17 protein-coding genes are annotated in these 24593 nt (G+C 65.1%); 6 read left to right on the forward strand and 11 right to left on the reverse strand.

Going from position 1 to position 24593, the window contains the following annotated elements:
- Positions 1-639 precede the first annotated feature (639 nt).
- From IRZ56_RS17185 to IRZ56_RS17210, 6 genes are read right to left on the reverse strand one after another with little or no spacing between them, the layout of a single operon-like run.
- On the reverse strand, positions 640-2265 hold the full coding sequence (locus IRZ56_RS17185) for a BatD family protein (RefSeq protein WP_196146033.1): 1626 nt from the start codon (positions 2263-2265) through the stop codon (positions 640-642).
- Positions 2262-3980 carry a tetratricopeptide repeat protein gene (locus IRZ56_RS17190; protein ID WP_196146034.1) on the reverse strand — a complete coding sequence of 573 codons (1719 nt, stop codon included), beginning with the start codon at positions 3978-3980 and terminating at the stop codon, positions 2262-2264. The genes IRZ56_RS17185 and IRZ56_RS17190 overlap by 4 nt, the downstream gene beginning before the upstream one ends.
- Complete coding sequence (locus IRZ56_RS17195) at positions 3977-5053, reverse strand: vWA domain-containing protein (protein ID WP_196146035.1); 1077 nt, start codon at positions 5051-5053, stop codon at positions 3977-3979. The genes IRZ56_RS17190 and IRZ56_RS17195 overlap by 4 nt, the downstream gene beginning before the upstream one ends.
- Positions 5046-5540 carry a DUF4381 domain-containing protein gene (locus tag IRZ56_RS17200; protein WP_196146036.1) on the reverse strand — a complete coding sequence of 165 codons (495 nt, stop codon included), beginning with the start codon at positions 5538-5540 and terminating at the stop codon, positions 5046-5048. The genes IRZ56_RS17195 and IRZ56_RS17200 overlap by 8 nt, the downstream gene beginning before the upstream one ends.
- Positions 5537-6481, reverse strand: a complete 945-nt coding sequence (locus IRZ56_RS17205) for a DUF58 domain-containing protein (protein ID WP_196146037.1) — start codon at positions 6479-6481, stop codon at positions 5537-5539. The genes IRZ56_RS17200 and IRZ56_RS17205 overlap by 4 nt, the downstream gene beginning before the upstream one ends.
- A 4-nt stretch (positions 6482-6485) precedes the next feature.
- A complete protein-coding gene (locus IRZ56_RS17210) occupies positions 6486-7445 on the reverse strand; it encodes an AAA family ATPase (protein ID WP_196146038.1) in 960 nt (319 codons plus the stop codon).
- A 218-nt stretch (positions 7446-7663) separates the two neighbouring features.
- On the opposite strand from IRZ56_RS17210, the gene IRZ56_RS17215 reads away from it, so the two are divergent.
- The gene (locus IRZ56_RS17215; RefSeq protein WP_196146039.1) at positions 7664-8986 is read left to right on the forward strand and encodes a T6SS phospholipase effector Tle1-like catalytic domain-containing protein; all 1323 of its coding nucleotides are present in this window, start codon (positions 7664-7666) and stop codon (positions 8984-8986) included.
- 95 nt (positions 8987-9081) lie between these two features.
- Here the strand turns inward: IRZ56_RS17215 and IRZ56_RS17220 are convergent, their stop codons facing one another.
- From IRZ56_RS17220 to IRZ56_RS17235, 4 genes are all read right to left on the reverse strand, one after another.
- Entirely contained in the window at positions 9082-10410 is a 1329-nt protein-coding gene (locus IRZ56_RS17220; RefSeq protein ID WP_196146040.1) for an MFS transporter, read from the reverse strand.
- 42 nt (positions 10411-10452) lie between these two features.
- Entirely contained in the window at positions 10453-11646 is a 1194-nt protein-coding gene (gene lhgO, locus IRZ56_RS17225) for an L-2-hydroxyglutarate oxidase (RefSeq protein WP_196146041.1), read from the reverse strand.
- A 103-nt stretch (positions 11647-11749) separates the two neighbouring features.
- Positions 11750-12460, reverse strand: a complete 711-nt coding sequence (locus IRZ56_RS17230; RefSeq protein ID WP_196146042.1) for a FadR/GntR family transcriptional regulator — start codon at positions 12458-12460, stop codon at positions 11750-11752.
- 79 nt (positions 12461-12539) lie between these two features.
- Positions 12540-12893, reverse strand: coding sequence for a hypothetical protein (locus tag IRZ56_RS17235; protein WP_196146043.1), 354 nt, complete (start codon positions 12891-12893; stop codon positions 12540-12542).
- Positions 12894-13229: 336 nt separating this feature from the next.
- On the opposite strand from IRZ56_RS17235, the gene IRZ56_RS17240 reads away from it, so the two are divergent.
- Positions 13230-18095, forward strand: a complete 4866-nt coding sequence (locus IRZ56_RS17240) for an NAD-glutamate dehydrogenase (protein ID WP_196146044.1) — start codon at positions 13230-13232, stop codon at positions 18093-18095.
- A gap of 161 nt (positions 18096-18256) precedes the next feature.
- Here the strand turns inward: IRZ56_RS17240 and IRZ56_RS17245 are convergent, their stop codons facing one another.
- Positions 18257-19075, reverse strand: coding sequence for a pyruvate, water dikinase regulatory protein (locus IRZ56_RS17245; RefSeq protein WP_084855099.1), 819 nt, complete (start codon positions 19073-19075; stop codon positions 18257-18259).
- A gap of 179 nt (positions 19076-19254) precedes the next feature.
- Here IRZ56_RS17245 and ppsA point away from each other — a divergent pair, with 179 nt between their 5' ends.
- The 4 genes from ppsA (at position 19255) to IRZ56_RS17265 (ending at position 24508) form a co-directional block, all read left to right on the forward strand.
- Positions 19255-21630 (forward strand): phosphoenolpyruvate synthase, encoded by a 2376-nt coding sequence (gene ppsA, locus IRZ56_RS17250; protein WP_196146045.1) that lies wholly within the window; start codon positions 19255-19257, stop codon positions 21628-21630.
- Positions 21631-21790: 160 nt separating this feature from the next.
- The gene (locus IRZ56_RS17255; RefSeq protein ID WP_196146046.1) at positions 21791-22780 is read left to right on the forward strand and encodes an alpha/beta fold hydrolase; all 990 of its coding nucleotides are present in this window, start codon (positions 21791-21793) and stop codon (positions 22778-22780) included.
- A 213-nt stretch (positions 22781-22993) separates the two neighbouring features.
- Positions 22994-23485, forward strand: coding sequence for a ribonuclease E activity regulator RraA (gene rraA, locus IRZ56_RS17260; RefSeq protein WP_196146047.1), 492 nt, complete (start codon positions 22994-22996; stop codon positions 23483-23485).
- A gap of 27 nt (positions 23486-23512) precedes the next feature.
- The gene (locus IRZ56_RS17265; protein WP_196146048.1) at positions 23513-24508 is read left to right on the forward strand and encodes a zinc transporter ZntB; all 996 of its coding nucleotides are present in this window, start codon (positions 23513-23515) and stop codon (positions 24506-24508) included.
- Positions 24509-24593 lie beyond the last annotated feature (85 nt).

Genomic DNA, 24593 nt, shown 5'->3' on the forward strand with positions numbered 1-24593 from the left:
CGGCACAAACTGGTCGTGTTACGGAGAGCGTACCGGTAATTTTATGCGGCCTGTGCAAGGGACAAATAGAAAGATTCAGCACAGGGAGGAGGGGCTGGAAAATAGGGTGCATGATGAAAGCTCCATTTCATTATTGATGTCAGGGCTGATGCTTTGCTGCCGTTCATGGCGTGCCAGTGGCAGAAATCTTTCATGCTGAATCTTTCCGTGTCAAGGATGATTTTGTTACTCGGGAAGTATTTTTGTCACGCTTTTGTGACGTTTTTGAAGTGGGAAATTTCGCACATGTTTGCGAGTAAAATTTAAACGTTTCATGCTTTGGATGTAACTATCTGTAAGTGGATGGTTGTCGGGGTTGCGTGCGCAGCGTTATGTGATGAGGGATATTTAAAAATGGTTCTTCACGGAATGTAGGGAAAGATATGTACTTGTCGGAAGATGTGTAGGGGCAGGTGCCTGTCTTTGGGGGGGAGATGATGCGTTGATCGCGCGCCGTGCGGGCGGCGCTCGGTCTCACAGGCACTGCATATTCACGACAAACACTTGGCCAGGCAGACGGCATAAAAAATTGATGTTCGGGATCACGTCCTACTCAAGCCCTTGAGATAGCTTCAAGGGCTCTTTTCGACTCCCATCTGCCTACTTGGGGTAGAGCGGTGGCAGGCTGCCTGTCTCGCCCGACGGCAGCAGGATCTGCTCGGCCGGTGGAATGGTACCGATGGCACGCCATAGTTCGTCGCCTTGCCAATACTGGCCGCTTTCGCTGTACAAAGCGCCATTGAGGCCATCCAGCGCGTCGGACAAGGGTACGAAACGGGCGGCCATCTCGGCCAGGGTTTCCGGCTGCTGGCGTGCCCAGGCATCCAGGGCCTGACGGGTGGCCTGGGGGTCGTTGGCCTGGCAGGCGCGCTTGAGGTCGTCCAGCAGCGTGCGCGGGCTGGGCCCGTTCTGCGCGGCGCGCAATATGGCCGGTTGCGAGCGTGCGCGCCACCACAGGGCGAAGCCCAGCACCGTGGTAAGGGCCAGCAGCACCGTCGCCAGTTGCCAGGGCCAGAGCAGGGCGGTGCCGCTGCGGGTATCGCTGACCGGCGTTTCGCCGCTCAGGGCTGGGTTGTCCTGCACGGTCAGGGTGCGCGCCGGCAGGCTGCTGTGTTCCAGGTGATCTTCGCGGGTGTTCCACCAGGTGACGTCCAAGGCCGGCAGGGCCAGGTCGCCGCTGTGGGTGGGGACCAGCGCTTCGCGTTCTTCACGGTTGGCGATCATGCCGCGTTCGTTGATTTCGTTGCGCAGCAACGGTTGGTCGGGATAGCGGCGCAGGCCGTGTATTTCCGTGGCCGGCAGCTGGGGCAACTGAGTGCTGGACAGGCCTTCGGCGCGCAGGGTGATGCTGCGGGTCAGGGAGTCGCCGATCTGGGTGGGCTGGCTGCTCGGTTCAGGGTTCCAGTGCTCTTCCAGGCTCAGGCTGCGGGCCGGCAGCCAGGGCTCGCTGGCCGGCCAGGCGCTGGGGACCGGCCGTACGCCAAGGTGCAGCGGCAGCGAGCTGACCTGCACCTGGCGGCCGACCCGGGGCGTGCCGGCAGGTTGTTCGCCACTGTCGGCAGCGGTGGCGGTGAAGGTCAGCGTCGGGATGTCCAGGCTGCCGCTTTGTTGCGGGTAGATCGCATAGCGGGTCTCGATCACCCCGTGGCGGACCCCATCGATCTCTTTTTCATAGGTGCGCGACTCGCCCAAGGGTTCGACCTTGGCGTTGTCCAGCTGCAAGGGGCTCAAGCTGCTGTCGTCGTACAGCGGCACCGAATGATAGATGCGCAGCGTCAGCACGGCCTGGGCCTGGACATAGACATCCTGGCGGTCGAGGGTGGCTTCGATGAATACCTTGGCAGCGCTTTCCGGGCGGCTGGCGTCGGCCTGCAATACCTGCAGTTCGATGGCCTGGCTCTGCGAATGACCCAGTTGCAGTTCGGGAATGCGCAGGCTGCCGCTGCGCCGTGGCAGCAGGGTGATGATCCAGCGGGTGCTGGCGCGTGTCTCGCCGTCGAGCGTGTGCAGGCTGTTGAGCTGGCGCGTGCCGCGCACCTCGAAATCGCCTTCCAGGGCACGTAGGTCGGGCTTGCCGAACTGGGTGACGTCCTGGCTTTCCAGGGTCAGTTCCAGGGTTTCGCCGGCCTGCAGGCGAGTGCGGTCGACGCTGGCCTGCAGGGTCGGTTGCGCCTGGGCCTGGAGAAGCCACAACAGGCTGAGTAGGAAGACGCCGAGGCGACTCATCGTGGGTTGTCCTGATGCAATTGCTGTTCATACCAGAATTTGCGCCGCAGCAGCTGGGCGGGGTTGTCGGGAATTTCCCGCAACCACTGTTCCAGGGCCTGGCGCTGTTCGGCATCCAGGCTGGTGGAGACCGGCCGCTGCGGCGGCTGGGTCACCCCGTCGTCATCGCTCGGCTGGTTGCCGCCCTGGGCCTGCTCGTTGCTGGCGCCTTCGCCGGGTTCCTCGGCGGCGCCCTGTTCTTCGTTGCCTGGTGTGCCCTGGGCTGGGTTGGCTGCCGAACTGCTGTTGCCTTCGGTCTCGTTGCCGGGCGTGCCTTGGGCATCGCTGTCGGCCGGTTGTTCCTCGGCCTTGGCCTGGCGTTGTTGCAACAATTGCTGGATGAGGGCCTGGTTGTCCAGTGCCGGTTGCAGGTCGGGCTGGCGTTCCAGGGCTTGCTCATAGGCATCCAGCGCGGCCTCCAGCTCGCCGGCGCGGGCCAGGGCGTTGCCCCGGTTGTAGTGGGCTGCGGCACTGCTGCCCTGGGCGAAGGCCCGGGCGGCGCCTTCGTAGTCGCCGGCCTGATACAGCGCCAGGCCGCGCCATTGTGGGTCCTGGAAGTGCCGGGCGGCATCGGCGGGGCGTTGTTGCGCCAGTAGACGCTGGCCTTGTTGGTCGGGGCGCAACCACAGGTCGTTGAATTCGAAGGCCTGGCTCGGTTGCGGCAGGGCCAGGAGCAAGGGCAGGCAGAACAACCAGCCGCGTCGGCCGGCGCAGGCTGCCAGCAACAGCAGGGGCAGCAGCAACCAGTGGCCCTGGTCGGCCCAACTGTCCAGCTGTACCGTCTGGCCGTCGTTGCGCAGGGCGCGGGGGGTGTCGAACAGGCCCAGGCCACGCAGGTCCAAGTCGTCGATGCGGGCATGGCGATAACGCCCGCCGGTGCCATTGATGAAGGCCTTGAGGCTGGCGCCGTCCAGGCGCGGCACGAGGATGCCACCCTGGTCATCCTTGAGGAATTCGCCGTTGGCCTGGCGCACGGGGGCGCCTTCGGCGCTGCCGACACCCAGCATCAGCAGGCTCGGGCCTTGGCGGCCGAGGGCTTTGAGGATGCCTGCGCGTTCCTGCTCGTTCAGGGACGAGCCGATCAGCAGCAGACGGCCCTGGCCGAGGCCGCTCTGGGCCAGCAGGGCCAGGCCTTTCTGCACGGCAAGGTCCGCGCGCTGGCCGGGTTGCGGCATGATCGACGGGTCGATGGCCTCGAGCAGGTTGCGCGTGGTGCCCAGGTCGTCGGACAGCGGCACCAGGGTATGTGCGCTGCCGGCGTATACCACCAGCGCGGTCTGGCTGTCGCGGCGGTGCTCGAGCAGGTCCTGGACCTTGCGCCGGGCCTGTTCCAGGCGGTTGGGCGGGCTGTCCTCGGCGAGCATTTGCGGAGTCAGCTCGAGCAGGATCACCAGCGGGTCGGCAGGGCGCTGACGGGTTTCTTCAAGGCGTTGCCAGCTGGGGCCGAGCAGGGCCAGGACCACCAGCAGCCAGGCCAGGCCCAGGGCCACCCAGGGCAGCTTGCTGGCCTGGCCGTTGCCGCCGCCGAGCAGCACGGCATGGAACTGCGCCGGCAGGATCATCTGCCAACGCCCGGCACGCTTGCGCCGATGCCACAGCTTGAACAACAGCCAGCCGAGCAGCGGCACCACCAGCAGCCAGAGCGGGCGCAGCCATTGTGGCCAGAGTTCGATCATCGCCGTCTCCTCAGGCGCAGGCGCTTGAGGCGCTGGCGCCATTCCGGGTGCGGTTGCAGGAAGCGTGGCCGACGCAGCAAGCGCTGCAACAGGTTGTCCGGCCATTGCACGGCTACCACCAGCAACACGCTCAGCAGCAGCGCCAGGGCCAGTGGCCAGGCGTACAGGGCTTTGGCGGTACGCGCCTGGGTCGGTTGCTGGGCCACCGGTTCCAGCTGGTCGAGGGCATCGCCGATGGCGTTCAGTTCGGCGCCGTTGTGGGCGCGGAAATACGCGCCATGGGTCAGCTCGGCGATTTCCTTGAGCGAGGCTTCGTCCAGGTCCAGGCTCGGGTTCAGGCCGAGCAGGCCGGGGGTGCCGCTGGCCTCGGGGTTGGCGCCGATGCCGATGGTGTAGATGCGCACGCCTTCCTGGGCAGCCAGGCGTGCGGCGGTCAAGGGGTGGATCTGCCCGCCGTTGTTGGCGCCGTCGGTGACCAGCACCAGCACGCGGCTTTGTGCCGGGCGCTGGCGCAGGCGCTTGACCGCCAAGCCGATGGCGTCGCCGATGGCCGTATTCTTGCCGGCGATGCCGATCTGCGCCTCGAGGAGGAAGGTGCGCACGGTGCGCCGGTCGAAGGTCAGGGGCGCCTGCAGGTAGGCTTCGCTGCCGAACAGGATCAGGCCGACCCGGTCGCCTTCGCGGTCCTGGAGGAAGTCGCCGAGCAGCGCTTTTACCAAGTCCAGGCGGCTGATTTCCTCGTCCTTCCACTGCATGTCGGGAAAGTCCATGGAACCGGACACGTCCACCGCCACCAACAGGTCGCGGCCACTGGCCGCCACGGGGACGGGTTCGCCCAGCCATTGCGGGCGCGCGGCGGCCAGCAGCAGCAGCGTCCAGATGATCACGAACGGTGCCTGCTGGCGCCAGGTCGGCAGGTTCAGCCGCGCGCGTCGCCCGGCCAGGCCTTCGAGTTCATCGAGAAAGCCCACCTTGAGCACCGGCTCGCCGCTGTCGGCGGCAGGCAGCACCAGGCGCGCGAGCCAGGGCAGCGGAAATAGCAGGAAGACCCACGGCCAGGCCAGCTCAAACATGTTTGCGGATCCAGGTTTCGACTGCCTGGGCAAGCCCGGCGATGGCCTTGTCGTCGAGCTTGCACTCGGGTTTGTAGGCGCCTTCGACCAGCACCATCCAACGGGTCAGGCCGGCGGCAGGGCAGCGGTTGTCGAGAAACGCCAGCCATTGCCGGCCATTGAGGGTATGGCTGTTGGCGCCAGGGTAGTGGTTGCGGCACAGGCGCTTGAGCAGCGCGTTGATCTGCTGCAGCCAGGCGCCGGCCGGGGCGCCGTCGTACGGGCGCGGCAGGCGGGCGAGTTCGGCCAGCGCTTCCACGCGCACCGGGTCCAGGGGCAGTTCGGCGCGCACGATCGGGCGCTTGACCGGGCGCCAATGGCGCAGTCGCCATAGCCCCCAGGCGAGCAGCGGCAGCAGGGCCAGCAGCCCCCACCAGCCGGGTGCGGGCGGCCACAGACTGATGGCCGGCGGGGCGATCAGTGGTTGCAGCTGGTCCAGCGGGTTCATTGCGTACTCCCAGGTCGCTGGGCGTTGAGGTACTCGCGCAGCTGTTCGATCATTTCGCTCTGGGTACTCAGGGGCATCATCAGCACCCGCAGCTTTTGCGCCAGCAGCTCCCAACGCTCGATGCGCGCCTCGGCTTGCTGGCGGTAGGCCTGGCGCAGGTTGGCGTCGAGGGTGTCGAGTTCCAGCTGGGCGCCACGTTGGGCGAAGCGCAGCAGGCCGGCGGCTGGCAGGGCGTGGTCCAGAGGGTCCGACACCGGCATCAACAGCACGTCGCAGTGGCGTGAGAGCATGCTCAGGTGCTGCTCAACGCCGGGGCTCAGGGCGCGCTCGTCGCAGATGATGATGGCCAGGCTGCCGGGGCGCAGCACCTCGCGGGCGCGGCGCAGGGCCAGAGCCAAGCTGTCGGCCTGGGGCAGGGCCTCGGTGTGCAGCGCCTGGTTGACCTTGGCCAGGCGGTTGAGCAGTTGCAGTAGGCTCTGCTTGCTGCGTCGTGGCTTGATCTCGTGGTGTTCGTTGTCGCCGAACACCAGGCCGCCGATGCGGTCGTTATGCCCCAGCGCAGCCCAGCCGAACAAGGCCGCGGCCTGGGCGGCCAGCACCGACTTGAACATCAGCCCCGAACCGAAGAACAGGCGCTGGCTCTGCTCGACCAGGATGAAGATCGGCCGCTCGCGCTCTTCATGGAACAGCTTGGTATGAGGCTCCTGGGTGCGCGCGGTCACCCGCCAGTCGATGTTGCGCACATCGTCACCGGCCTGGTAGACGCGTACCTGGTCGAAGTCCACGCCGCGCCCGCGCAGTTTGGAATGGTGCAGGCCGACCAGCGGGCTGCGCTGGCCGGGCCGGGAGAACAGCTGGATCTCGCGCACGCGGTGGCGCATGTCGATCAGCTCGGCCAGGCCAATGCGGATGCCGGGTTCGGCCAGGTACGCGGTGGGCATGAGTTCAGGCGACGGCGACGACGTCGAGGATGCGCTGGACCACCCGGTCCTGGTCGATCCCCGCCGCTTCCGCCTCGAAGGACAGGATGACGCGGTGGCGTAGTACGTCGAACAGCACCGCCTGGATATCTTCAGGGCTGACGAAGTCGCGCCCCGCCAGCCAGGCATGGGCCCGCGCGCAGCGGTCCAGGGCGATCGAGCCACGGGGGCTGGCGCCGTAGGCGATCCAGTCGGCCAGCTCGGCATCGAACTTGGCCGGGGTACGGGTGGCCATGACCAACTGCACCAGGTATTCCTCCACGGCATCGGCCATGTACAGGCCGAGGATTTCCTTGCGCGCGGCGAAGATCGCCTGTTGGCTGACCCGCCGTTCCGGCTTGACCTCACCGCCCAGAGCTTCGCCGCGGGCCTGCTGGAGGATGCGGCGTTCCACCGCGGCATCCGGGAAGCCGATCTTCACGTGCATGAGGAAGCGGTCGAGCTGGGCTTCGGGCAACGGGTAGGTGCCTTCCTGCTCGATCGGGTTCTGGGTGGCCATGACCAGGAACAGCGGCGACAGCTCGTAGGTGCTGCGCCCGACGCTGACCTGGCGCTCGGCCATGGCTTCGAGCAGCGCCGATTGGACCTTGGCCGGCGCGCGGTTGATTTCGTCGGCCAGCACCAGGTTGTGGAAGATCGGCCCTTGCTGGAACACGAAGCTGCCGGTTTCCGGGCGATAGATCTCGGTGCCGGTAATGTCGGCCGGGAGCAGGTCGGGGGTGAACTGGATGCGGTGGAACTGCGCCTCGATCCCCTCGGCCAATTCCTTGATGGCCTTGGTCTTGGCCAGGCCAGGCGCGCCTTCGACCAGCATGTGGCCGTCGGCCAGCAATACGATCAGCAGGCGTTCGACCAGCTTCTCCTGGCCAAGGATCTGGGAGGAAAGAAAGGTGCGCAGCGCGATCAGCGCCTCACGGTGTTCCATCGTCGACGGTTCCTGGAAATGGGCCGGCGATGCGTGTACCGCAGCGTCCGGGCAAGGGCTGATACTTTAATCCATCCGGGCCCATGCCGACCAATGGCGGCGTGGAAATTTCTCGGGCAGGCACAGTGCTATCGGTCTGTCTAGCCGTTGAATCTGCCGATTTTCAATGCCCTCGGTTTGCACCCTTATGTTCATTTTCGAGCACTGGGAGGGCACCGATGGACCTACGACAGCCGAGTGGCGCGATCACCTTGCGGATCGGCGTTTTCTTCGACGGCACCGGCAATAACCACGGCAATAGCGTTGTGCCCGGTGGGGCGGTAGACGCTGGCCTGGGCAGCTACGGTAATGCGCCCAGCAATGTGGCATTGCTCCATGGCTTGTACCGGGAGGGCAGCGGTGAACCGGCCCGGGTGTACTTCAAGTGCTACGTCGAGGGGATCGGCACCTGGGCAGGCCAGGACGATTCGGCTTTTGCCCAGGCGACTGGACGGGGAAGCAGCGGTGTCCTGGCCCGCGTCGCGCAGGCCGTCCAGATGATCGCTGGGCAGATGGGCGCCTGGCTGGTCGGCCACCCGCAAGCGCAGGTCGCAGCGCTGGAGTTCGACCTGTTCGGCTTCAGCCGCGGCGCGGCAGCGGCCAGGCACCTGGCCAACGACCTGGGCAAGGGCGGCGATAGCCTACTGGCGCGGACCGGCGTGCTGGGCGAGGGGTTCGACTGGCGTGCTGGGCTGGTCATCAATTTCATCGGCCTGTTCGACACCGTGGCGGCGATCGTCGAGCCGCTCAAAGGCAATTTCAGCCCAGCCAACGACCGCTATGCCGGGCTGCAGCTGGGCTTGGCCGAAGGTGTGGCGCGCCAGGTGGTGCAATTGGTGGCGGCTGACGAGCAGCGGCACAACTTCCCGCTGGTGCGCAGCGACAACGATATCATCGTGCCCGGCGCCCATTCGGATGTCGGCGGGGGGTACCTGGAGTGCATGACCGAGCAGGTGCTGCTCAGCAAGCCACGCTCGAACTTGGTGCCGTCGCGTACGCCTGTGGAGCAGACCCAGGCCTATACCCTGACGGCCGGGCGGCTGGCCACGGACCCCGCTCATACGTCAGCGGCTAGGCCGCACGTCTTGACCTGGGAGGCGCCGGTCGAGCGAAGCGACCCACGGGATGAGCCGTACAAGCGGGTGTACGCGGCGATATACCGCGAGCGGGAGGTACGGGGACACCTGTCGCGGGTCTACCTTCGCATCATGCGTGAACTGGCGGTGCGGGCGCGGGTGCCGTTTGCCGAACTAGATGAGCGTGCGGCGGCCTTCTGGTTGCCGCAGGAGTTACAGGACATCAGCGACAAGCTGCATGACTTCGCCCTGGGGCGCAGCGAAGAACCGGGGCTGACCAGGGAACAAAGGCAGTTGCTGGAGGCGCGCTATATCCATGCTTCGGCGCATTGGAATGCGCTCAAGGGGCTGCGAAACAGCGAATTGGATGTGTTGTACATCGACCGGCCGGCGGAGGGCGGGCGGGTGATGCATGGCAATCGGTGATTTACCTGAGCCGTCCCAATCGCAGGACAAGCCCGCTCCTACAGGGGGACCATTGTAGGAGCGGCCTTGTGCCGCGAAGGGGCGCGCCGCGCTGGTCAGTTCTTCGAGGACGAATGCTTGCGCCCTTGGTCCAGCAGCGCAAAGACCACCACCAGCACCCCGGAAACCGCCAGGATCAGCGCCACGCCATCGGTGGAGTGGGTCGCCGAGCCGGCCACCAGCGCCAGGCCGCCCAGCGGGGCCAGGCCGCCGGCCACGGCCGTGCCGATCTCGCGACCGGTACCGAAGCCCGATGAGCGGGTCTGGGTCGGGAACTGGCGGCTGAGGAACGACCCCTGGGGCGCGAACATCATCGGGGCGAGCAGGCCGGTGCCGATGGCGATGGCGATGTAGATCAGCGTCGGCTCACCGGTTTCCAGCAATTTCAGGAACGGGAAGGCGAACAGCGCCGACAGCAGGCCGCCGAGCATCAGCACGTGCTTGCTGCTCCAGCGGTCGCACAGCCAGCCGAAGAACGGCACGGCGAAGATCGCCACCAGGCTGGCCAGGGTCACCGACAGCGAGGTGACATGGGCTTCGACGCCCTTGAACTGGGTCAGGTAGGCCAGGGAGAAGGTCTTGAAGATGTAGCTCAGGGCGTTGTAGCCGACAGCCACGAAGAACACCACCGCCAGGCCCTTGAGGTCGTTCTTGAACAGCAGTTTGAGCGGCGAGACCTGTGGCTTGTCCTTGGCCTGGTCGAGTTCCTTGAAGTCCGGGGTCTCGGGGATACTCTTGCGTACCCACAGGCCGATGCCGACCAGGGCGATGCTGGCGATGAACGGGATGCGCCAGCCGCCGGCCAAGAGGAATTCGTTACCGTTCATGGTCAGCAGGTACACCGTCAGCGACGACAGCAGCAGACCCAGGTTCAGCCCCAGCGCCGGCCAGGCACCCTGGCTGCCGCGCTTGCCTTCGCTGGCGTGCTCGTAGGAGGTGACCGCCGCGCCCGACAGTTCGGCGCCGGCGCCCAGGCCCTGGATGATACGGATCACCACCAAGATGATCGGTGCCCAGATGCCGATGCTGGCGTAGCTGGGGATCAGGCCGATCAACGCGGTGCACACGCCCATCATGCAGAAGGTGATCACCAGCACCTGCTTGCGGCCGAAGCGGTCGCCCAGGTAGCCGAACAGCACGCCGCCGAAGGGGCGGGCGATGAAGCCGATGGCGAAGGTGGAGAAGGCCAGCAGCGAGGCCACCGCCGGGTTGCTGGCGTCGAAGAAGATCTTCGAGAAGACGATCGCCGCCATGGTGGCGTACAGGTAGAAGTCATACCACTCCAGCATCGAGCCGAAGATGGTCGCCGCGGCCACCTTGCGCAGGCGCTTGCGTTGCTGTTCCGGGGTTTCGGGCGCGGCCGGGGCCGCCTCATATACCGACATCTGAGGTTCCTTATTGTCTTTGTAGTTGGGTGTGCAGCAGGTTCAGCGGGCCTTGAGGATCCTTTCGGCGATCATCTGGCCGATGGGGATGGCCGAGGTCGCGGCCGGTGACGGGGCATTGCAGACGTGCACCATGCGCGGCGTCTCGGCGAACAGGAAGTCGTGCACCAGGGTGCCGTCGCGCATCACCGCCTGGGCGCGGATGCCGGCCTCGTAGGGCAGCAGGTCCTGCACCTGCAGCTGTGGGCAGTACTTGCGGCACTGCTCCAGGTAGCCACGCTTGAACAGTGAGTTCTTCATCTCGGTGGTACCGGACCCGAGGTTGTTCCAGAGGGTCTTCCAGAAGCCGGGGAAGCGCGCATATTCGGCAACATCCCGCCAGTTCACCGAGAACTTGCGATAGTTTTCCCGGCCCAGGCCGAGCACGGCATTGGGGCCGACGGTGACACTGCCGTCGATCATTCGCGTCAGGTGCACGCCAAGGAACGGCAGGTCTGGATCGGGGATCGGGTAGATCAGGTGGTTGACGATCTGGTTCTTGCTCGGTGGCAGGCGGTAGTACTCGCCGCGGAAGGGGATGATCTGATGGTCGATCTTCACCCCGGCCAGGCGTGCCAGGCGGTCGGACTGCAGGCCTGCGCAGGCGACCAGCTGACGGGCGCGCCAAGTCTGGTCGTCGCTGCGGACCTCGACATGGTCGCCATGCTCCTGGATCGCCCGTACCGTGGTGGCCATGCGCACTTCGCCGCCGGCCTTCTGAATGACACGGGCCATGGCGTCGCACACCTGTTTGTAGTCGACGATGCCGGTAGCATCGAGGAACAGCGCCCCCTTGCCGACGATATTGGGTTCGCGGCGCTTGAGCTCGGTGGCGTCCAGGCGCTCGACCTTCAACCCGTTCTGCCGGGAACGTTCATGCAGTGCCTGCATGCGTTGCATTTCCAGGTCGTTGGAAGCGACCAGCAGCTTGCCGCACACCTCGAAGGCGATACCGTGCTCGGTGCAGAAGTCTTTCGTGGCCTGGGCGCCGCGCTTGCACAGGTCGGCCTTGAGGCTGCCGGGAGCGTAGTAGATCCCCGCATGGATCACGCCGCTGTTGTGGCCGGTCTGGTGGCGGCCGAGGCGGGTTTCCTTTTCGAGGATCAGCAAGGACGCGCCGGGGCGTTGCTCGAGCAGCGCCATGGCGGTGGCGAGGCCGACGATGCCGCCGCCGATGATGCAATAGTCGTAGGTCATGCAGGGGTACCTTGGATTTCTTGTCAGTGGATCTGCTTATCAGGTTGTCAGACTAAGTAGGGCGTGTGAGAGGCTCGCCAGGCCAATGTGCGTGGCTCCAGTGTCAGTCGAGTTCGGGCAGATCGATGTTCAGTCGGCGCGCCGAGGCTCGCAGGTGCGCCTCGGCGCAGGCCGCAGCCGCCAGGCGATCACCGTCTGCGATCGCCTGGTACAGCGCCTGGTGTTCGCGGTTGGCATCGGCCGAGCCGCCCACCGAAGGGGTGGCGGAGTTTTCCCAGGCGCTGCGCCGTGCGGCGGCCAGCTGGCCGCCGAGGAAATCGTGGAAGGCAACGAAGTAGTCGTTCTTGCTGGCTTCGGCGATGGCCCGGTGGAAGGCCACATCGGCGGCGGAGGCGCTGGCCAGGTCGCTGCGCTTGTCGAGCATCGCCTGCAGGGCCTGGCCCATGCGCGCCAGGTCCGCGTCGTCGCGGCGACGGGCGGCGATGGCCGCCGCCTGAGTCTCGATCCACAGGCGCATTTCGAACATCTGCACCAGGTCCGGCTTGCGCCCGTTGCTGCCGGGGAAGCGGAACACGGTGCCGCTGGGGGTTTGCGAAATGTAGGAGCCGAGCCCGCGCCGGGCGATGAGCACGCCATCGGCCTTGAGTTGCGCCACCGCCTCGCGCACGACCGAGCGGCTGACGTTCAGCTGTTCGGCCAGTTGCTGTTCGGTGGGCAGGCGCGATTCGGCGGCCAGGCGGCCGGAATCGATCTCTGCGCGGATGGCGCTGACGACCCGTTCGACCAGGGTGTCGGGGCGCTGGAGCTCTAGCATTGGAATGATTGCCTATTGATCAGGTTGTCAGACAATGCCTGTGTTGGGGTTAGGCTGTCAATGTCGCAGCGGGGCGGCTTCAGCGTTCGGAGACGAAAGTACCGGTGCCATCGAGGATGTTGCGCAAGGTCAGTTCGACCTCCTCGAGGTCGGTACCTGCAGAGGTCAGCACGATCTCCAGCTGTTCGGAGCCCTTGAGTGCATCCCGATCGCCGGCCGCCACTTCGATCAGCAGGCGCGTGGCGCTGAGCGTTACCTTCAAGCCGTCGAGCGTCGAGGGCTCGTCGTCCAGGGTCAGGTCCACGGTGTCTTCGTCCGGGTAACGGGTGAGCAGGAACATCTGGCCCTTGTCGCTGTGGCAGCACAGGGTCGCCATGTTGTCTTCCTCTTCGTCGCAGGGCGTGGCGAACAGCAGGGCGGTTTTCAATTGCATGGCAGGCTCGGGTCGAGGGTATGAAAGGGGAATTCTGACAGCCTTGCCCGCGTACATAAACGTAAAGTTACCGCCCCTTGACCGAAATTGTCGCAGCGCTGCAAGCCCTGGTGACCACACAGTCGTTAAGCTGCCCAGTCGATGGACACCCGTAAAGGCACAGCCCGAGGCGGCAGTCGTCTTTGCAGGTGCTCATCCCTGAACGGATGGACGCGAAATGGCGTCCGACGCCTGGTTTTCACCGTCCAGTCGCCACGGGTTGGCTATCGTTGATTCGTGTACGGCGGACGCACGCGACGCTTCACCAAATAACAAAGCCCAAGCGGAGTACCACAGATGGCGTTCTTCACCGCAGCCAGCAAAGCCGACTTCCAGCATCAACTGCAAGCGGCCCTGGCGCAGCACATCAGCGAACAGGCACTGCCACAAGTGGCGCTGTTCGCCGAACAGTTCTTCGGCATCATCTCTCTGGACGAACTCACCCAGCGCAGGCTTTCCGACCTGGCCGGCTGCACGCTTTCTGCCTGGCGTATCATCGAGCGCTTCGACCCCGAGCACCCGCAGGTGCGGGTCTACAACCCCGACTACGAACGCCACGGCTGGCAGTCGACCCACACCGTGGTCGAGGTGCTGCACCACGACCTGCCGTTCCTGGTCGATTCGGTGCGCACCGAACTCAACCGCCGCGGCTATAGCATCCACACCCTGCAGACCACGGTGCTCAGCGTGCGCCGTGGGGCCAAGGGCGAACTGGTCGAGCTGCTGCCCAAGGGCACCCAGGGCGAAGGCATCCAGCATGAATCGCTGATGTACCTGGAGATCGACCGCTGTGCCAGTGCCGCCGAGCTGACCACCCTGAGCAAGGAGCTTGAGCAGGTACTGGCCGAGGTGCGCGTGGCGGTGGCCGACTTCGAGCCGATGAAGGCCAAGGTCCGCGACCTGGTGGAGCGGGTGGAGCAGACCGCGTTCGGCCCGGCGCAACACGACAAGGCCGAGGTGAAGAGCTTCTTGTCGTGGCTGCTGGACAACCATTTCACCTTCCTCGGCTATGAAGAATTCGTGGTCGAGTCGGACGCCGCCGGCGGCCAGATGGTCTACGACGAAGGCTCGTTCCTGGGCCTGACCCGCCTGCTGCGCACCGGGCTGAGCAGCGATGACCTGCGCATCGAGGACTACGCCGTCACCTACCTGCGCGAGCCCGAGCTGCTGTCGTTCGCCAAGGCCTCGCAACCGAGCCGCGTGCACCGCCCGGCCTACCCGGACTACGTGTCGATCCGCCAGATCGACGCCGACGGCAAGGTGGTCAAGGAGTGCCGCTTCATGGGCCTGTACACCTCCTCGGTGTACGGGGAGAGCGTGCGCACCATCCCGTACATCCGTGGCAAGGTGGCCGAAGTGGAGCGCCGTTCGCACTTCGATCCCAAGGCTCACCTGGGCAAGGAGCTGGCGCAGGTACTGGAAGTGCTGCCGCGCGACGACCTGTTCCAGACCCCGATCGACGAACTCTTCACCACGGTCATGGCGATCGTGCAGATCCAGGAACGCAACAAGATCCGCGTGTTCCTGCGCAAGGACCCGTACGGCCGCTTCTGCTACTGCCTGGCCTACGTGCCGCGTGAAATCTACTCCACCGAGGTACGCCAGAAGATCCAGCAGGTGCTGATGGAGCGCCTGAAGGCCAGCGACTGCGAGTTCTGGACGTTCTTTTCCGAATCGGTATTGGCACGGGTGCAGCTGATTCTGCGCGTCGACCCGAAGAACCGCATCGACATCGACCCTCAGCAGCTGGAAAACGAAGTGATCCAGGCGTGCCGCTCCTGGCAGGACGACTATTCGGCGCTGGTGGTGGAGAACTTCGGCGAAGCCCAGGGCACCAACATCCTGGCCGACTTCCCCAAAGGCTTCCCGGCTGGCTACCGCGAGCGTTTCGCTGCCCATTCGGCCGTGGTCGACATGCAGCATGTGCTGGCGCTGTCCGAGAGCAAGCCGCTGGCGATGAGCTTCTACCAGCCGCTGACCCAGTTGGCCGAACGCCAACTGCACTGCAAGCTGTACCACGCCGATACGCCGCTGGCGCTGTCGGACGTGCTGCCGATCCTGGAGAACCTCGGCCTGCGCGTGCTGGGCGAGTTCCCGTATCGCCTGCGCCATGCCTCGGGCCGTGAGTTCTGGATCCACGACTTCGCCTTCACCTACAGCGAAGGCCTGGACCTGGACATCCAGCAGCTCAATGACATCCTGCAGGACGCTTTCATCCATATCGTCAAGGGCGACGCCGAGAACGACGCCTTCAACCGCCTGGTCCTGACTGCCGGCCTGCCATGGCGCGACGTGGCGCTGCTGCGCGCCTACGCCCGCTACCTCAAGCAGATCCGCCTGGGCTTCGACCTGGGCTACATCGCCAGCACCTTGAACAACCACACCGACATCGCCCGCGAGCTGACCCGGTTGTTCAAGACCCGCTTCTACCTGGCGCGCAAGCTCAGCGTCGAGGACCTGGACGACAAGCAGCAGCGCCTGGAGCAGGCGATCCTCAGTGCCCTGGACGAGGTCCAGGTGCTCAACGAAGACCGCATCCTGCGTCGCTACCTGGACCTGATCAAGGCCACCTTGCGCACCAACTTCTACCAGCCGGACGCCAACGGGCAGAACAAGCCGTACTTCAGCTTCAAGTTCAACCCCAAGCTGATTCCCGAGCTGCCCAAGCCGGTGCCCAAGTTCGAGATCTTCGTCTACTCGCCACGGGTCGAGGGCGTACACCTGCGCTTCGGCAATGTGGCCCGCGGCGGCCTGCGCTGGTCGGACCGCGAGGAAGACTTCCGCACCGAAGTGCTCGGCCTGGTCAAGGCCCAGCAGGTGAAGAACTCGGTGATCGTGCCGGTCGGCGCCAAGGGTGGCTTCCTGCCGCGTCGCCTGCCGCTGGGCGGCAGCCGTGATGAGATCCAGGCCGAAGGTATCGCCTGCTATCGCATCTTCATCTCCGGCCTGCTGGACATCACCGACAACCTCAAGGACGGCGGTGTGGTGCCCCCGGCCAATGTGGTGCGCCACGATGACGACGACCCCTACCTGGTGGTGGCGGCGGACAAGGGCACCGCGACCTTCTCCGACATCGCCAACGGCATCGCCATCGACTACGGCTTCTGGCTGGGTGATGCCTTCGCCTCGGGCGGTTCGGCCGGCTACGACCACAAGAAAATGGGCATCACTGCCCGTGGCGCCTGGGTGGGCGTGCAACGCCACTTCCGCGAGCGCGGCATCAACGTGCAGGAAGACCCGATCACCGTGGTCGGCATCGGCGACATGGCCGGCGACGTATTCGGCAACGGCCTGCTGATGTCCGACAAGCTCAAGCTGGTGGCCGCATTCAACCACCTGCACATCTTCATCGACCCCAATCCGGACCCGGCCACCAGCTTCGCCGAGCGCAAGCGCCTGTTCGAGCTGCCGCGTTCGGCCTGGAGCGACTACGACACCAGCATCATGTCCGAGGGCGGCGGGATCTTCCCGCGCAGTGCCAAGAGTATCGCCATCAGCCCGCAGATGAAGGAACGCTTCGCCATCGAGGCCGACCGCCTGACCCCGACCGAGCTGCTGCATGCCCTGCTGCAAGCACCAGTGGACCTGCTGTGGAATGGGGGGATCGGCACCTACGTCAAGGCCAGCAGCGAAAGCCACGCCGATGTCGGCGACAAGGCCAACGATGCCCTGCGGGTCAACGGCAACGAGCTGCGTTGCAAGGTGGTGGGCGAGGGCGGCAACCTGGGCATGACCCAGCTTGGCCGGGTCGAGTTCGGCCTCAACGGCGGCGCGACCAACACCGACTTCATCGACAACGCCGGCGGCGTGGACTGCTCCGACCATGAGGTCAACATCAAGATCCTGCTCAACGAAGTGGTGCAGGGCGGCGACATGACCGAGAAGCAGCGCAACCAGCTGCTGGGCAGCATGACCGACGAGGTCGCCTCGCTGGTGCTGGGCAATAACTACAAGCAAACCCAGGCCTTGTCGCTGGCGGCGCGCCGTGCCCTGGAGCGTATCGCCGAGTACAAGCGCCTGATGGCGGAGCTCGAAGCCCGCGGCAAGCTGGACCGGGCCATCGAGTTCCTGCCGTCCGAGGAGCAGCTGGCCGAGCGCCTGGCCGCCGGCCAAGGCCTGACCCGCGCCGAACTGTCGGTGCTGATCTCCTACAGTAAGATCGACCTCAAGGAGCAGCTGCTCAAGTCGCTGGTGCCGGACGACGACTACCTGACCCGCGACATGGAGAACGCCTTCCCGCCGTCGCTGGTCAGCAAGTTCGCCGAGGCCATGCGCCGCCACCGCCTCAAGCGCGAGATCGTCAGCAACCAGATCGCCAACGACCTGGTCAACAACATGGGCATCACCTTCGTGCAGCGCCTGAAGGAGTCCACCGGCATGAGCCCGGCGAACGTCGCCGGTGCCTACGTGATCGTGCGTGACATCTTCCATCTGCCGCACTGGTTCCGCCAGATCGAGGCCCTGGACTACCAGGTCCCGGCCGAGATCCAGTTGACCCTGATGGACGAGCTGATGCGCCTGGGGCGTCGTGCCACCCGCTGGTTCCTGCGCAGCCGTCGCAACGAGCAGGATGCAGGCCGCGACGTGGCGCATTTCGGGCCGAAGATCGCCCAGTTGGGCCTGAAGCTCGACGAGCTGCTCGAAGGCCCGACCCGCGAGCGCTGGCAGCAGCGCTACCAGGGCTTCGTCGAGGCCGGTGTACCGGAGCTGCTGGCGCGCATGGTCGCCGGCACCACGCACCTGTACACCCTGTTGCCGATCATCGAGGCCTCGGACGTTACCGGCCACGACCCGGCCCAGGTGGCCAAGGCGTTCTTCGCCGTGGGCAGCTCGCTGGACCTGACCTGGTACCTGCAGGAAATCAGCAACCTGCCGGTGGAGAACAACTGGCAGGCCCTGGCGCGCGAGGCGTTCCGCGACGACATCGACCTGCAGCAGCGGGCGATCACCATCTCCGTGCTGCAGATGGCCGACGCGCCGGACGACATGGATGCCCGCGTGGCATTGTGGAACGAGCAGCACAAGGTGATGGTCGAGCGCTGGCGCGCCATGCTGGACGACCTGCGCAACGCCACGGGTACCGACTATGCGATGTACGCGGTGGCCAACCGCGAGCTGGTCGACCTGGCGATGAGCGGGCAGGCGGCGGTGATTCCGTCCTGAGTCAGGTGTTGAAGTGAAAAAGCCCCGGCAGCGATGCCGGGGTTTTTTAATCCTGTGCTGGCTTCATCGCCGGCAAGCCGGCTCCCACAGGAGCACCTCTGGCCTGAGGGCAGTCGTGTAGCTGTGGGAGCCGGCTTGCCGGCGATGAGGCAGGTTCAGAGTTATTTGAACCGCCGCTCCACGCCTTTCTCGACCAGGATCTTCGCCGAGATCTCCTCCACCGAGAAATGCGTGGAATTGATATGCGGGATGTTCTCCCGGCGGAACAAGCTTTCCACCTCGCGCACTTCGAACTCGCACTGGGCAAAGCTCGAATAACGGCTGTTGGGCTTGCGTTCGTGGCGGATGGCGGTCAGGCGGTCGGGGTCGATGGTCAGGCCGAACAGCTTGTTCTGGTGCTTCTTCAGTACTGCCGGTAACTGCAGGCGCTCCATGTCGTCTTCGGTCAGCGGATAGTTGGCCGCGCGGATGCCGAACTGCATCGCCATGTACAAACACGTCGGCGTCTTGCCGCATCGCGACACGCCCACGAGGATCAGGTCGGCTTTGTCGTAATAATGGGTGCGTGCGCCGTCGTCGTTGTCCAGGGCAAAGTTGACCGCCTCGATGCGCTCCATGTAGTTGGAGTTGCCGCCGATCGAATGCGACTTGCCCACGGAATACGACGAATGGGCGGTTAATTCCTGCTCCAGCGGGGATAAAAACGTCGAAAAGATGTCGATCATGAAGCCGTTCGACGTGGCCAGGATTTCACGGATGTCCTGGTTGACGATGGTGTCGAAGATGATCGGCCGCATGCCGTCCCGCTCCGCCGCGTCGTTGATCTGGCGGACCATATTGCGCGCCTTGTCCGGCGTGTCGATGTAGGGACGGGTGAATTTATTGAAAGGAATGCTATCGAATTGTGCGAGCAGGCTTTGGCCCAGCGTTTCGGCAGTGATACCGGTACCGTCGGAGATGAAGAACGCGGATCGTTTCATTTGCACCCTGGGCCTTAAGCTGCCGAAGTTTTCTGAAGTATGATAGGTTCGGTTTGCCGAACGCGTGTGTTCGGCATTCTCACTTATTTTCCAGGTCCAGGCCACAAGCGTCCGGCCAAGTCGGAGTCGACAGGCGGGCGCCCTTGAGCTTTTCCAATACAGTTAGTGGAGAGATCACCTTGGTTGAGTACGTAGTTTCCCTCGATAAGCTCGGCGTCCACGATGTAGAGCATGTGGGGGGCAAGAACGCATCCCTGGGCGAGATGATCAGTAACCTCGCAGGTGCCGGCGTATCGGTGCCGGGCGGCTTTGCCACTACGGCTCAGGCGTACCGCGATTTTCTCGAGCAGAGTGGCCTGAACGACCGCATCCATGCGGCCCTGGACGCATTGGACGTCGATGACGTCAATGCCCTGGCCAAGACCGGCGCGCAGATTCGCCAGTGGGTGATGGACGCCGAATTCCCGGCGCGCCTGGATGCAGAAATCCGCACTGCCTTCGCCGAGATGGCCCAAGGCAACGACAACATGGCCGTCGCCGTGCGTTCCTCGGCCACCGCCGAAGACCTGCCGGATGCCTCCTTCGCCGGCCAGCAGGAGACCTTCCTGAACATCCGTGGCGTCGACAACGTGATCCGCGCCGCCAAGGAGGTTTTCGCCTCCCTGTTCAACGACCGCGCCATCGCCTACCGCGTGCACCAGGGCTTCGACCACAAGCTGGTCGCCCTGTCCGCCGGCGTGCAGCGCATGGTCCGTTCGGAAACCGGCACCGCCGGTGTGATGTTCACCCTCGACACCGAGTCGGGCTTCCGTGACGTGGTGTTCATCACCGGCGCCTACGGCCTGGGCGAAACCGTGGTGCAGGGTGCGGTCAACCCTGACGAATTCTACGTGCACAAGCAGACCCTGCAGGCCGGCCGCCCGGCCATTCTGCGCCGCAACCTGGGCAGCAAGGCCATCAAGATGGTCTACGGCGACGAAGCCAAGGCCGGCCGTTCGGTCAAGACCGTCGACGTCGACCGTGCCGACCGTGCGCGTTTCTGCCTGAGCGACGAGGAAGTCTGCGAACTGGCCAAGCAGGCCATGATCATCGAGCAGCACTACCAGCGCCCGATGGACATCGAGTGGGCCAAGGACGGTGACGACGGCAAGCTGTACATCGTCCAGGCACGCCCCGAGACCGTGAAGAGCCGTTCCAGCGCCAATGTCATGGAGCGCTACCTGCTCAAGGAGAAGGGCACCGTCCTGGTGGAAGGTCGCGCGATCGGCCAGCGCATCGGCGCCGGCAAGGTTCGCGTGATCCACGACGTCTCCGAGATGGACAAGGTCCAGCCAGGCGACGTGCTGGTTTCCGACATGACCGACCCAGACTGGGAACCGGTGATGAAGCGCGCCAGCGCCATCGTCACCAACCGTGGCGGCCGTACCTGCCACGCGGCGATCATCGCCCGTGAATTGGGCATCCCGGCGGTCGTCGGTTGCGGCAATGCCACCCAATTGCTCAAGGATGGCCAGGGCGTCACCGTGTCCTGCGCCGAGGGCGATACCGGCTTCATCTTCGAAGGCGAGCTGGGCTTCGACGTGCGCCAGAACTCGGTCGACGCCATGCCGGAGCTGCCGTTCAAGATCATGATGAACGTCGGCAACCCGGACCGTGCCTTCGACTTCGCCCAGCTGCCCAACGCCGGTGTCGGCCTGGCGCGCTTGGAGTTCATCATTAACCGCATGATCGGCGTGCACCCAAAGGCACTGCTCAACTATGCGGGCCTGCCGGCCGACCTGAAAGAGAGCGTCGACAAGCGCGTGGCCGGTTATTCCGACCCGGTCGGCTTCTACGTCGAGAAGCTGGTCGAAGGCATCAGCACCCTGGCGGCGGCGTTCTATCCGAAGAAGGTCATCGTGCGCCTGTCGGACTTCAAGTCCAATGAGTACGCCAACCTGATCGGCGGCAAGCTGTACGAGCCGGAAGAAGAGAACCCGATGCTGGGCTTCCGCGGCGCCTCGCGCTACATCAGCGAATCGTTCCGTGACTGCTTCGAGCTCGAATGCCGTGCCCTCAAGCGCGTGCGCGACGAGATGGGCCTGACCAACGTCGAGATCATGGTGCCGTTCGTGCGCACCCTGGGCGAGGCCAGCCAGGTCGTCGACCTGCTCGCCGAGAACGGCCTGGGCCGTGGCGTCAATGGCCTGCGCGTGATCATGATGTGCGAACTGCCATCCAACGCCCTGTTGGCCGAAGAGTTCCTCGAGTACTTCGACGGCTTCTCCATTGGCTCCAACGACCTGACCCAGCTGACCCTGGGCCTGGACCGCGACTCGGGCATCATCGCCCACCTGTTCGATGAGCGTAACCCGGCCGTCAAGAAGCTGTTGGCCAATGCCATCGCCGCGTGCAACAAGGCCGGCAAGTACATCGGCATTTGCGGCCAGGGCCCGTCGGACCACCCGGACCTGGCCAAGTGGCTGATGGAGCAGGGCATCGAGAGCGTGTCGCTGAACCCGGACTCGGTGCTCGAGACCTGGTTCTTCCTGGCCGAGGGCCAGGGCGCCGCTTGATACGAATGCCGGGGCGCCACCGTGCGCCCTCGCATCGGAACCTGTAGGAGCGGGCTTGCCCCGCGATAGCATCAGGCCGGACAGCGTGCTGTCCCGGTCGACGCCATCGCGGGACAAGCCCGCTTCCCACATTCTGTCCCTTCTGTTTGTTCGTGAACTCATGCAAAGCAGCAGTACCCTGTTTCCCGTGGCCTTGCTCAGCGCCGAGCGACGCGGTGACCTCAGCGAGGACGTATACCGAATCAAGGCCGGCAACAGCCCTGACCCCAGCGTGGAGCTGGCCGTGACCCGCCTGGGCCTGGCCAGCCAGGCGCATGCCCAGGGTGTGCCGGTGATTCTCCTGCATGGCAGTTTTTCCAACCGTCGTTTCTGGTACTCGCCCAAGGGTATCGGCCTGGGGGCGTACCTGGCCCGCGCCGGGTTCGACGTGTGGATCCCTGAGATGCGCGGCCACGGCCTGTCGCCGCGCAATCGCCACTGGCGGCATAACCGTGTCGCGGACTACGCCCGCTTCGACTTGCCGGTGATCGGCGCGTTCGTCCAGGAGCAGGCCGGGCGGGCGCCGCACTGGATCGGCCATTCCCTGGGCGGCACTACCCTGGCGGCGGCATTGGGCGGTGGTTACCTGGGCGCGGACGGGGTGGCCAGCGTGGCGCTCTTCGGCTCCCAGGTCAGCCGCGTGTACTGGCCGCTGAAAGTGCCACCTGTTGCCTGGAGCGCGCGCGTGCTGCTCAAGCGCTTCGCTCAGTTGTCCGGGTCGCGACTCAAGCGAGGCCCGGAAGACGAACCGATTGGCCTGGCGCTGGAGAGTTTGCGTTGGCACAAGCTGTTCGGGCGCTTCGGCGACAAGCAGGACGACTGGTGGGCCGGGTTGGCGCAGGTCGATGTGCCGGTATTGGCCGTGGCGGGCGCGGCGGACCATCAGGACCCGGTGTGGGCGTGCCGCAAGCTGTTCGAGCAACTGGGCGGAACGCGCAAGCAGTTCCTGCGCCTGGGGCCGGAAGAGGGCTTCGATGCGTTCGGGCACGTCGACATGCTGGTGAGCAAGGCGGCGCAGGCGCAGGTATGGCCATTGGTGGAACGATGGCTGAAGGATCCACTATCGCCATTGCCCGGGGTTGCAATGATGGAACCCGCGTTGGCTGAGTGAGCGTTGCTTGGCCTGTTCGTTCCCATCGCCGGCAAGCCGGCTCCCACCGGTCTTACGCTGTTTTCAGAGCCCCCGCCGTACCTGTGGGAGCCGGCTTGCCGGCGATGGGGGCAACACCGATCGCGACTGACCGAGCAGTCTCGGATGACTGCGGGGCTTCCCCGGTGTAGCCTTGGTCAACTTCGCTTTCGTTGTGACTGACAGGAGTTTCCCATGCAGCATTACGTAACGCCCGACCTGTGCGACGCCTACCCGGACCTGGTCCAGGTGCTGGAACCGATGTTCAGCAATTTTGGTGGCCGCGACTCCTTTGGCGGCCAGATCGTCACCATCAAGTGCTTCGAGGACAACTCGCTGGTCAAGGAACAGGTCGAGCTTGACGGCACGGGCAAGGTCTTGGTGGTCGATGGCGGTGGCTCGCTGCGCCGTGCGCTGCTGGGCGACATGCTCGCCGAGAAGGCCGCCAAGAACGGCTGGGAAGGCCTGGTGATCTACGGCTGCGTGCGTGACGTGGACGTACTGGTGCAGACCGACGTCGGTGTCCAGGCGCTGGCCAGCCATCCGATGAAGACCGATAAGCGCGGCATCGGCGACCTCAATGTAGCGGTGACCTTCGCCGGCGTGACCTTCCGCCCGGGCGAGTACGTGTACGCCGACAACAATGGCGTGATCGTCTCGCCAAACCCGCTGAAGATGCCGGAGTGATGCGCCGCCCGCGCTGATGGAGCTGGAATGTTCGAGGAAGACAACGCGCAGTGGGGGCTGGTCCATGCCCTGGTGCTCGATGGCAAAGGTGGCGCGCGCTCGATTGCCCGGACCGAACTGGACGACCTTGCCTTGCAGCCCGGGGAAAGCCTCTGGCTGCACTGGGACCGCAGCCATCCGCAGACGCGCACCTGGTTGCTGCACGACAGCGGCCTGAGCGAATTCGCCTGCGACCTGCTGCTGGAGGAAAACACTCGCCCGCGCCTGCTGCCGCTGGCCGACGAGCAAATGCTCCTGTTCTTGCGTGGGGTCAACCTGAACCCGGGGGCAGAACCCGAGGACATGGTGTCGGTGCGTATCTTTGCCGAGGCGCGGCGGGTGATCTCGCTGCGCCTGCGGCCGCTGCGTGCCAGTGACGAAATCCTCCAGCAACTGGACGAGGGCAGGGGTCCTAAATCGGCGTCCGAACTGTTGTTGCTGATGGGTGAACTGCTCACCGAAAAGGTCCAGGCCCTGGTCGACGACCTGTCGGAAGTGGTCGACCTGGAGGAAGAGAAGGTCGAATCCGACGAACGGTACAGCCCGGTGCAGGGCAGCCTGCAGCAGATCCGTCGTCGTGCCGCCGGCCTGCGTCGCTTCCTCGCGCCGCAGCGGGAGATCTACGCCCAGCTTTCGCGCAACAAGTGGAGCTGGTTCGCCGACGGCGATGCCGACTACTGGAACGAGCTGAACAACAGCCTGACCCGTTACCTGGAGGAGTTGGAGCTGACCCGCGAGCGGGCTGCGCTGGTGCTCGAAAGCGAGGACCGGCGGCGCAGCGAGCGCATGAACCGGACCATGTACCGCTTCGGCATCATCACTTGCATCTTCCTGCCCATGAGCTTCGTCACCGGGCTGTTAGGGATCAATGTCGGCGGTATTCCGGGCGCCGACAGCCCCTATGGCTTTCTGCTTGCCTGCGCCGTGGTGCTGGGCTTGGCGGCGGGTCAGTGGTGGCTGTTCAGGCGGTTGCGGTGGGTATGAGTCAGCCTCGTCGGCCGTGCCGCCCTCATCGCGGGGCAAGCCCGCTCCCACAGGTTCGGTGCATCCCTTCAAGTGGCGCCGAACC

The organism is Pseudomonas guariconensis, assembly GCF_015680235.1.
GTDB classification, from domain to species: Bacteria; Pseudomonadota; Gammaproteobacteria; order Pseudomonadales; family Pseudomonadaceae; genus Aquipseudomonas; species Aquipseudomonas guariconensis_A.

Bases quoted from the DNA above. Each gene is read 5' to 3' on its own strand.
- IRZ56_RS17255 (WP_196146046.1), top strand. From the start codon at position 21,791: ATGCAAAGCAGCAGTACCCTGTTTCCCGTGGCCTTGCTCAGCGCCGAG.
- rraA (WP_196146047.1), top strand. From the start codon at position 22,994: ATGCAGCATTACGTAACGCCCGACCTGTGCGACGCCTACCCGGACCTG.
- IRZ56_RS17215 (WP_196146039.1), top strand. From the start codon at position 7,664: ATGGACCTACGACAGCCGAGTGGCGCGATCACCTTGCGGATCGGCGTT.
- IRZ56_RS17190 (WP_196146034.1), bottom strand. From the start codon at position 3,980: ATGATCGAACTCTGGCCACAATGGCTGCGCCCGCTCTGGCTGCTGGTG.
- IRZ56_RS17200 (WP_196146036.1), bottom strand. From the start codon at position 5,540: ATGAACCCGCTGGACCAGCTGCAACCACTGATCGCCCCGCCGGCCATC.
- IRZ56_RS17195 (WP_196146035.1), bottom strand. From the start codon at position 5,053: ATGTTTGAGCTGGCCTGGCCGTGGGTCTTCCTGCTATTTCCGCTGCCC.
- IRZ56_RS17205 (WP_196146037.1), bottom strand. From the start codon at position 6,481: ATGCCCACCGCGTACCTGGCCGAACCCGGCATCCGCATTGGCCTGGCC.
- IRZ56_RS17265 (WP_196146048.1), top strand. From the start codon at position 23,513: ATGTTCGAGGAAGACAACGCGCAGTGGGGGCTGGTCCATGCCCTGGTG.
- IRZ56_RS17245 (WP_084855099.1), bottom strand. From the start codon at position 19,075: ATGAAACGATCCGCGTTCTTCATCTCCGACGGTACCGGTATCACTGCC.
- IRZ56_RS17185 (WP_196146033.1), bottom strand. From the start codon at position 2,265: ATGAGTCGCCTCGGCGTCTTCCTACTCAGCCTGTTGTGGCTTCTCCAG.
- IRZ56_RS17240 (WP_196146044.1), top strand. From the start codon at position 13,230: ATGGCGTTCTTCACCGCAGCCAGCAAAGCCGACTTCCAGCATCAACTG.
- IRZ56_RS17220 (WP_196146040.1), bottom strand. From the start codon at position 10,410: ATGTCGGTATATGAGGCGGCCCCGGCCGCGCCCGAAACCCCGGAACAG.
- IRZ56_RS17230 (WP_196146042.1), bottom strand. From the start codon at position 12,460: ATGCTAGAGCTCCAGCGCCCCGACACCCTGGTCGAACGGGTCGTCAGC.
- IRZ56_RS17235 (WP_196146043.1), bottom strand. From the start codon at position 12,893: ATGCAATTGAAAACCGCCCTGCTGTTCGCCACGCCCTGCGACGAAGAG.
- IRZ56_RS17210 (WP_196146038.1), bottom strand. From the start codon at position 7,445: ATGGAACACCGTGAGGCGCTGATCGCGCTGCGCACCTTTCTTTCCTCC.
- lhgO (WP_196146041.1), bottom strand. From the start codon at position 11,646: ATGACCTACGACTATTGCATCATCGGCGGCGGCATCGTCGGCCTCGCC.